The sequence below is a fragment of the Cytophagia bacterium CHB2 genome (assembly GCA_030263535.1).
Classification (GTDB): domain Bacteria; phylum Zhuqueibacterota; class Zhuqueibacteria; order Zhuqueibacterales; family Zhuqueibacteraceae; genus Coneutiohabitans.
The window spans coordinates 17,074-25,102 of record SZPB01000112.1 but is presented as its reverse complement, the minus strand read 5'-3'; the positions used below and the strand labels follow the sequence as shown (position 1 = coordinate 25,102).

Sequence of the window (8,029 nt, the reverse complement as noted above, 5' to 3'; positions counted from 1 at the left end):
AACTCGGCATCGGCCGCGCGACGATTTACCGCAAGGCCAAGAAGTACGGCTTGCCGATGGTGAAGTGATTTTTTTAAACAATCTTGTTGTGTTTTTTCTGATCGGGGATTCCCACGAACACCTCTTTCCGTATTTGTGGCCTTTGAGAACATGCCGGTTATGCCACCGAAAGCGACGACACGTTCAAAAAACTGCGACACACCCCAAATCCCCTAACGGCCGCCATCGGTACCCGCACATCTCACGACGAAAAGATATTCATGGAGGCAAGCCGTCTGTCCGTGATATGAATCTTTCGGTTCGCGCAATTGTCATCTATGTTCTTCGCCTTGGCATGACAGCGGAAGAATTGGCACAAAGCTTTCCAGGCTTGACTCTGTCTCAAATTCACAGCGCCCTTTCGTATTATTATGATCACAAGCAACAGATCGATAAAGAGATTGAACAAAATACTGAGGAATATTGGGAGAAAAAGACGTGGGGAGAGACCCGGTGCAAGTGAGGCTCAATCTGGACACCAATATCATTGACATGATCAATCGTGTCGAGTGGCTGCATCGCTATAAATGAAGGCCAACTGACATTTCGGGGTCGAGTCTTTTTTATCCCTCCTCACTTGCATCATAAACACCAGCGCCGCCAATCCCACCGGCAACGTGAACGTCAACATGCGCCACGCGGTTGACAATACCCCAACAAAATTCTCCGGCAGCAAGGCGCGATAAAAGAGCACGAATCCGAATTCGGCGCCGCCCACCGCGCCCGGCGAGGGCATAAAATTCATCAACATAAACAGCAGCCATTGCGATATGATCACAGACATCGCGTCGAGCTGTTGGCGCAAGCCTTCTAACAAAATCACCAGCAAGCTGCAGCGGCAAACCCAATGCACACCCGCCAATCCTACTGTGACGGCGAACCGCCAGCCGCCTTTTGCCGCCACCATCCGCAGGGTGTCAAAACCGAGCTTCGCCTGCCGGCGCACGCCTCTCCAAAAATTTCTGAGCCTGGTTTTGTGCGCTTCATTCATAAAGCGCCACATCAGTTGTCCCGCCAGCGCCATTCCAATCAGCGGCAAAACGACGTAGGAGAAAACCTCTTCTCCCCGTAATGTTCCTGCGGGAAGCTTGTTCCAAATTTCAATGAACACCCCGCGCGCCGCCGGTGAAAACCAAAATACCACCGGAATGCTGATCAAAAAGAAAGCATATTCTTCCAGCGTTCCCAAAATCATCAACGAGGCGGCTGGGCCGGCAGGAACGCCGCGCTTGATCAACCAGCCAAATTTAAAATAACCGCCGCCCACGGCCGTTGGCGTCACCGCCGCAACGGCGTCGGCCGCAAGTATGATGCGAAACAACTCGTTGAATCGGACGGGATGTTTCAAAAAAGTCATCCACACCGAAAGCCGGATGGTGCTGGTGAACCACGGCAGCAGAGCCATGGCCAACAAAAGCAGCGCGTAGTGCAGCGGGAAATGTCGCAGGGCCTCAAAAGCTTGCTGATCAATCGTGCAGGCGGAGTAAATTGCCGTGATCAGCAAGCCGAGACTCAAAACCAAAATCAAACGCATGAAAAAAAGAGAACGGAGGTAAGCGAGAGAGCCAAAATCGTTTATGCCGTGGCCAATTGCGGCAGCGCAACGGTAATGTCCGTGTTTCGGCGACGAGGCGAGGCGTTCACCTCGTGGAGAACCGGTGCGCTAGCGTCAAACCGGGGCGCAGTTTTGGCCATGTTCGTTGCCGGAGAAGAATTGTTGGACAATTTGTGATAACAAACGCGCAGTTGTTGCGCCAAAGCTTTGGCATCTGCGCCGGCCACGCGGCGTTGCACTTTTTTCAGGCCGAGACGGTTCAGCTCGTACAACTCTTGAGGGGAAGACGCAAAAACCGTCTGGCAAGCGCCATAGAACCAGCACAGATAATCCGCATCCAGGCGATCATTCTCCTCGGGAGAGTAGGAAGCCACGAGCGGCAAGCGATGCGCACGCGCATAACTCATTCCCAACAAGCTGACCAGCGAAGTATCAGCCAGATGAATAATGTCCGGGCGGAATTTGCCAAGCACGCTGGAAAGATCGTCACGAACGGCTTGCGCCTCCTCTTGCGCGGGATAAAAGGCGGAAGAGATTGTGCGCACACGCATGATTTGTTCCGCATTTGCCGCTTCAGGTGAGACGGTATTCGTGAAATACCGCAGATGGAAATTGAAGTTTTGCAGGTGGGGAAACACGTGTACAAACAGATTGGCATACGCCTTTGACTGTGCCGAAGCGCTCTCGGCAAAAAATGCTACCCGCATGTTAAGCATCCTTTCTTAAAGTGTCGCAGAGTTGTTATACTCTGAGGTAATCCTCACAATCCTTTGTGAGCGATATAACCATGTCATTGTCAAGCCACGGAAAAATTGTATCAGCCATTTGCTAGCGCACAACCTCATGCAAAATTCAAACCACTTGCTGGCAGAAAATGAACGAATCTGGGCGGATTCAAATTGCTTCTTTCGATCAATGTTTATAGGGCTTCGGAGAGCATAAACAAGTTTGATGATCATTGTGATCGCTTCAACCCGGCTAGTTTTTATCATCAAGATTGCGCGGAATTACGAGAGCGTAAGCCGAAGACGTAATCAAGGTTCTGCTTGCTTTTGGAAGATCGAAGGCCTTTATTGTGCAACTTTTATTCGACACCTCAATCGGAGAAAGACATGAAATGGAAATTCCGCCTCAGCAGCCGAATGTTTTATGGCGCCCTCGATGTCGTTGAGCGCGTCGGAAATCTGCTACCGCATCCCACGAGTTTATTCGCGCTTTTTGCCTTTGGCGTGATCATCGTCTCTGCCATTGCCGCGGCGTTTGGCTTGTCTGCGATTCATCCCGGCACGGGCCAAACGATTGAAGCCGTCAGCTTGCTCAGCGGCGAGGGTTTGCGGCGCATCATGACGGAAATGGTGCGCAACTTCACCAACTTTGCGCCGTTGGGAACCGTGTTGGTGGCGTTGCTCGGTATCGGCGTCGCCGAAGGCACGGGCTTGCTGGGCGCAGCGATTCGCTTGCTCGTGCTCTCAGCGCCGCCGCGGTTATTGACCATGGTAATTGTCTTCGCCGGCGTAATGTCGAATGCGGCTTCGGAAATCGGCTATGTTTTGCTGGTGCCGTTGGGCGCGGTTATTTTCCTGGCCGTCGGGCGGCATCCTCTGGCGGGTTTGGCAGCCGCGTTTGCCGGCGTTTCCGGCGGTTACAGCGCCAATCTGTTGTTGGGAACGGTCGATCCTTTGCTCTCCGGTTTATCACAAGAGGCGGCGCGCATCATCGATCCGAGCTACATCGTGAATCCCGCCTGCAACTACTATTTCATGGTGGCTTCGACCTTCGTTCTCACCGCAGCCGGCACCTGGGTTTCGGAAAAAATCGTGGAGCCGCGTTTGGGAAAATACGAGGGCGCGGAGAAAGCCTTGGATTTGCAGCCGCTTTCGGCGGCAGAAAAACGCGGGCTGGCGTATGCGTTGGTGGCATCACTCCTCATTATCGGATTTTTGTTGTGGGCGGTGGTGCCGACTGACGGCATTCTGCGCGATCCGAAGAATACGGATTTTCTGCATTCGCCCTTTCTTTCCGGCATTGTGGCGATTGTGTTTCTGGCTTCGGCAATCGTGGGCATTGCCTACGGCTTGGGCGCCGGCACGGTGCGCAAAGACGCTGACATCGTAAACGCGATGGGCAAAGCCATGGGCACGCTCGCGTCGTATATCACGCTGGTATTTTTTGCGGCGCAGTTCGTGGCGTATTTTTCCTGGACGAATCTCGGGTTGATCATCGCAGTGCATGGCGCGGAGTTTCTCAAAGCCATCGGCTTTCACGGCATTCCGTTGCTGTTGAGTTTTGTGCTGCTCTCGACCGGCATCAACATGTTCATGGGCAGCGCCTCGGCCAAGTGGGCAATCATGGCGCCGGTGTTCGTGCCCATGTTCATGCTGCTCGGCTATACACCAGAACTGACGCAGGTGACCTACCGCATCGGCGATTCCTGCACCAACATCATCTCGCCGATGATGTCATACTTTGCATTGATTGTCGCATTCGTGCAGCGCTACAGCAAAGAGGCGGGCATTGGCACGGTGATCGCAACGATGGTTCCGTACACCGTGGCTTTCTTGATTGTGTGGTCAGCGATGTTGGCAATTTGGGTATTGCTCGATATACCGGTGGGACCCGGAGCAGGATTGTATTTGGCGAAGTGAAGCGCTCAATTATCCAAAATTTGCTCTTTGATCATTGCCGTGATCTGCGTCGCCACTTCCAGCGCGCGCAGGCCGTCTTCGCCGGTCACGGGCGGCGGCTCGGCCTGCTGTATCGCATGCACAAAGCTTTCCAATTCCATGCGCAAGGCATTGCCTTCGGGCGCGTCCATTTTTTCATAAACGATGTGGCGCGGCCGCGCGCCTTGATCGAGCTTGCCGAGCAGCAGTGGGAAAGCCATGCCGCGCGCGGATTCGTCCGGCGCCGTTAGCCGAAAAATCTCGCTGAAGCCTTGCAGAAAATCAATCGAGATATAGGCATCGCGCTGAAACAGGCGCATTTTCCGCATTTTCTTTTGTGAAATGCGGCTTGCCGTAACGTTGGCAACGCAGCCATTGGCGAATTGCAGCCGCGCATTGGCAATATCCGGTTCGTGCGAAACCACGGCCACGCCATTGGCATCAACGCGCACCAACGGGCTTTTGACGAGATGCAAAATGATGTCAATATCGTGAATCATCAAATCGAGCACAACGGCGACGTCGGTGCCGCGCGGATCGAATGAGGCCATGCGATGCGACTCGATGAAGCGCGGGCTTAGCGGAAATGCTGCAAGCGCGCGCAGCGCCGCATTAAAACGCTCAATGTGCCCCACTTGCAAAACGAGTTGTCTGTCGTGGGCAAGATTGATTAACTCGCGCGCCTCGGCGATTGCCGCCGTAATCGGTTTTTCAATAAAGACGTGCTTGCCGGCGGCCAATGCCGCCCTGGCGGTTTGATGATGGTGAGTCGTTGGCACGGCGATTGTGACAGCATCGCATGCTTGTAATAATTCTTCCAACGAAGAAAAATAACGAATGCCATGCTGCTCCGCGACGCTTTGGGCGCGCGCAAGATCCGTGTCAAAGATGCCGGAGAAAGCGATGCCAGAAATTTCTCGCAACCGCGCAGCGTGCAATGCGCCCAAGCGGCCAACGCCGGCAACACCAAGGCGAATAAGATTCATAATCGTTCCTTATCTGATTTCAAATTGAATGTAGCGCAATTTGAGTTTGACCACAAATTGATTTTTGCCAGAGTGAACCGCCGTTCCCTCGCATCGGCCGGGGACACGATTGTTACAGCGCTGTTATAAGCGGCGTAAAAGCCTTGCATTTTTGCAGGCGCGTGGGTATTATCCACATAATTTTTTGACGTTCAATCTCTTTGGGCCACCGTTAGAGTCAACATCATGAAGAGAGCTTTCATTTTTTTGTTTATCCTCGCGCTTACCAGTTGCCGTAACAATCATAAAGAAATCGCCGCCATTATTCGCCTCGAAAATCGCCGCGCGCCCGCGAAAGAGCTGGCAAAATTCGCCATCCATCCCAAAGACGACATTAAAAAGCGCGCGGCCATTGCGCTAGGCCGCTCGCAAGATCCCGATGCCGCGCCCACGCTCGTCGATCTGCTGCGCTCCGGCAGCCCGGCTGTGCGCGTTGAGGCTGCGTTTGCGTTGGGACAACTCGCGCAGCCCAATACTGCCGGGGTGTTGCTGCAATTTCTCTCCGATGAAAAGGATCTGGAAGTTCGCCTGCATTTGATCGAAGCCCTGGGCAAAGTGGCGAGCGACTCCTCCCTCAATAAAATTGATTCCACCCTTATTGCATTGATGTTGGATGACATACCGATTATTCGCGCGGAAGCGGCGCTCACCGTTGGGCGGCTGGCGCATCGCCGTTTCTCGCGGCCCTCGTGGAGCGCCAAATTAACAGAGTTGTTGCAAGACGATAACGAAGAAGTGCGTTGGCGCTCGGCCTATGCTCTTTTTCGCCTCGCGGATGCAGCCACGGCGCCTGCCCTGGAAAAGGCGTTGCGCGATCGCAGCCCGCGCGTGCAGATGCAAGCCGCACGCGCCCTGGGCATGTTGAATGATCGCAAAGCCGTTCCGGCGTTGCGCCAGCTTGCCGGCTCAGATCCGGATTGGCGCGTACGCGTCAACGCCACCTCTGCTCTCGGCAATTTGATCACACCGGACGATTTAGCCGCGCCCAGTCTCTTGCCGGTGAAGGACGACAACATGCACGTTCGCCTGGCAGCGCTGCGCGCGATCGGCATGGCCTATGAGCAGGCAGCCCAAAATCCGGCGCCGGATCCAACGCCTTCAGCTACGATTGATTTTTTAATTGCACATTTGGGAACGGCGCATGCCAATGGGAATGTAGCATCCCCCTGGCAAGAACAAGTCGCGGCTGCCGTGGCGCTGGCGCAAGCATTGGGCAAGGAAGCGTTGCAACATTTGACGCCGCTTGCGGCTCACGCCAACAATCACGTTCGCGCCGGCATCGCGCAAGCTGCGGGCGAAACCCGGTCAGCAGAGGCATTTCCAATTTTAGAAAAACTGGCTGCCGACGAGGCCTCGCTGGTGCGCATAGCGGCGCTTGAAGCGTTGCCGAAAATTCCTGCGCAAAAACAGGCAATGCCGATATATCTAAATACTCTCGCCAGCGGCGATCAAGTTTTGACGGCGGTGGCCGCGCAAAATTTGGCGGCGGATACCAGCGGCCGGCAAGAGCATGCGGCGGCAATCATCGAAGCCTATCAACGCCTGCCGCAGCCGGTCGATATTGAAGCGGCACAAATGATCTTCAGCGCGCTGGCGGATTGCCGCAACCCCGCGGCGCAACCCTTGCTGGAAAAAGCGTTGTCCGTGACCGATAAACCGTTTGCCGCTGCTGCTGCTGCTGCGCTCAAGAAACTTACCGGGCAGGATTATAGCGACAAACTTCCCAGTGAGACGTTGCCCCAGGCTGATTTTCAATACAAGGAGATTGCCAAGCTGCGCAACGCTTCGGCGGTGGTGGAAACCGATGCCGGCGAGTTTGAACTGCAGTTTTTTCCGGAAGAAGCGCCGCTGGTATCGCTAAACTTCGTGCGCCTGGCCGAACGCAAATTCTTTGACGGCTTGCTCGTTCATCGTGTCGTGCCGAATTTCGTGATGCAAACCGGCGATCCGCGCGGCGACATGTGGGGCTCGCCCGGTTATTCCGTGCGCTCGGAATTCAGCCGCCTGCGCTACACGCGCGGCATGGTCGGCATGGCGAGCGTCGGGCCGGACACGGAAGGTTCACAGTGGTTTATTACGCATTCCGATCAGCCGCATCTCGACGGGCGCTATACCATTTTTGCGCGCGTGCGCAAAGGCATGGAAGTCGTGGACGTGCTGCACGTCGGAAATCGCATCAAACGAATAACGATTCATTATTAAGGACGCTTTCATGAAAGGATTTTGGGGCCGGGCGGCGCTGCTCGCGTTTGCCGGCCTTTTTACGTGGGCGTGTGATTCAGAGCCGGTACAGGAGTCCACGTCAGAGGCATATGCCCTCCGTTTCGACGCCTCCCAATCCGATTCAACTGCAATCCGTATAGCCGAACAAGCCATGCAAGCGCTCGGCGGCCCGGAAGCGTTTGCAACAATCAACTATTTTTCATTTCGCTACGTCGTGCAGAGCGACACCGGAAAAATCGTGGATTGGCGGCACGATTGGGATCGCGCCGCCCACCGCTATCGCCTAGAAGGCAGCTTGGGCAACGATCATCTCCTGGCTTACTTCAATCTCAATTCACAGCAGGACGGCAAGGTGTTCGTAAACGGCAAGCCTGCCGGCGTCGATGAAACGCACAGCCTGCTCGGCATGGCGTACACCCGCTTCATCAACGATACCTACTGGCTGTTCATGCCCTTCAAGCTAAAAGATCCGGGAGCAAAATTGGAATATCAAGGTGTGAGGGAAAGCGAAGGCGCAAGATATG

Annotated in this window: 6 protein-coding genes and 1 pseudogene (1 of these 7 cut by a window edge); 4 read left to right on the top strand and 3 right to left on the bottom strand. The window is 54.7% G+C overall.

Going from position 1 to position 8,029, the window contains the following annotated elements:
- Positions 1 to 502: DUF433 domain-containing protein (locus FBQ85_12755; protein ID MDL1876023.1), on the top strand; the 502-nt coding region annotated here is incomplete at its 5' end.
- Between the two features lie 33 nt (positions 503 to 535).
- On the opposite strand, the gene FBQ85_12750 is transcribed toward FBQ85_12755, so the two are convergent.
- Both FBQ85_12750 and FBQ85_12745 read right to left on the bottom strand, forming a co-directional pair.
- Complete coding sequence (locus FBQ85_12750) at positions 536 to 1,573, bottom strand: flippase-like domain-containing protein (protein MDL1876022.1); 1,038 nt, start codon at positions 1,571 to 1,573, stop codon at positions 536 to 538.
- A 41-nt stretch (positions 1,574 to 1,614) separates the two neighbouring features.
- Entirely contained in the window at positions 1,615 to 2,310 is a 696-nt protein-coding gene (locus FBQ85_12745; protein MDL1876021.1) for a glycosyltransferase family 1 protein, read from the bottom strand.
- A 426-nt stretch (positions 2,311 to 2,736) separates the two neighbouring features.
- Between FBQ85_12745 and FBQ85_12740 the strand changes: the two genes are divergently transcribed.
- Positions 2,737 to 4,239, top strand: coding sequence for an AbgT family transporter (locus FBQ85_12740; GenBank protein ID MDL1876020.1), 1,503 nt, complete (start codon positions 2,737 to 2,739; stop codon positions 4,237 to 4,239).
- Positions 4,240 to 4,244: 5 nt separating this feature from the next.
- On the opposite strand, the gene FBQ85_12735 is transcribed toward FBQ85_12740, so the two are convergent.
- Entirely contained in the window at positions 4,245 to 5,243 is a 999-nt protein-coding gene (locus FBQ85_12735) for a Gfo/Idh/MocA family oxidoreductase (protein ID MDL1876019.1), read from the bottom strand.
- A gap of 225 nt (positions 5,244 to 5,468) precedes the next feature.
- On the opposite strand from FBQ85_12735, the gene FBQ85_12730 reads away from it, so the two are divergent.
- Positions 5,469 to 7,484 carry a hypothetical protein gene (locus tag FBQ85_12730; protein MDL1876018.1) on the top strand — a complete coding sequence of 672 codons (2,016 nt, stop codon included), beginning with the start codon at positions 5,469 to 5,471 and terminating at the stop codon, positions 7,482 to 7,484.
- A 10-nt stretch (positions 7,485 to 7,494) separates the two neighbouring features.
- Positions 7,495 to 8,029: pseudogene (locus FBQ85_12725) on the top strand (hypothetical protein) (it continues 278 nt past the right edge of the window).

Coding starts and splice junctions, on each gene's coding strand:
- FBQ85_12750 (MDL1876022.1), bottom strand. CDS start 1,573: ATGCGTTTGATTTTGGTTTTGAGTCTCGGCTTGCTGATCACGGCAATT.
- FBQ85_12745 (MDL1876021.1), bottom strand. CDS start 2,310: ATGCTTAACATGCGGGTAGCATTTTTTGCCGAGAGCGCTTCGGCACAG.
- FBQ85_12740 (MDL1876020.1), top strand. CDS start 2,737: ATGTTTTATGGCGCCCTCGATGTCGTTGAGCGCGTCGGAAATCTGCTA.
- FBQ85_12735 (MDL1876019.1), bottom strand. CDS start 5,243: ATGAATCTTATTCGCCTTGGTGTTGCCGGCGTTGGCCGCTTGGGCGCA.
- FBQ85_12730 (MDL1876018.1), top strand. CDS start 5,469: ATGAAGAGAGCTTTCATTTTTTTGTTTATCCTCGCGCTTACCAGTTGC.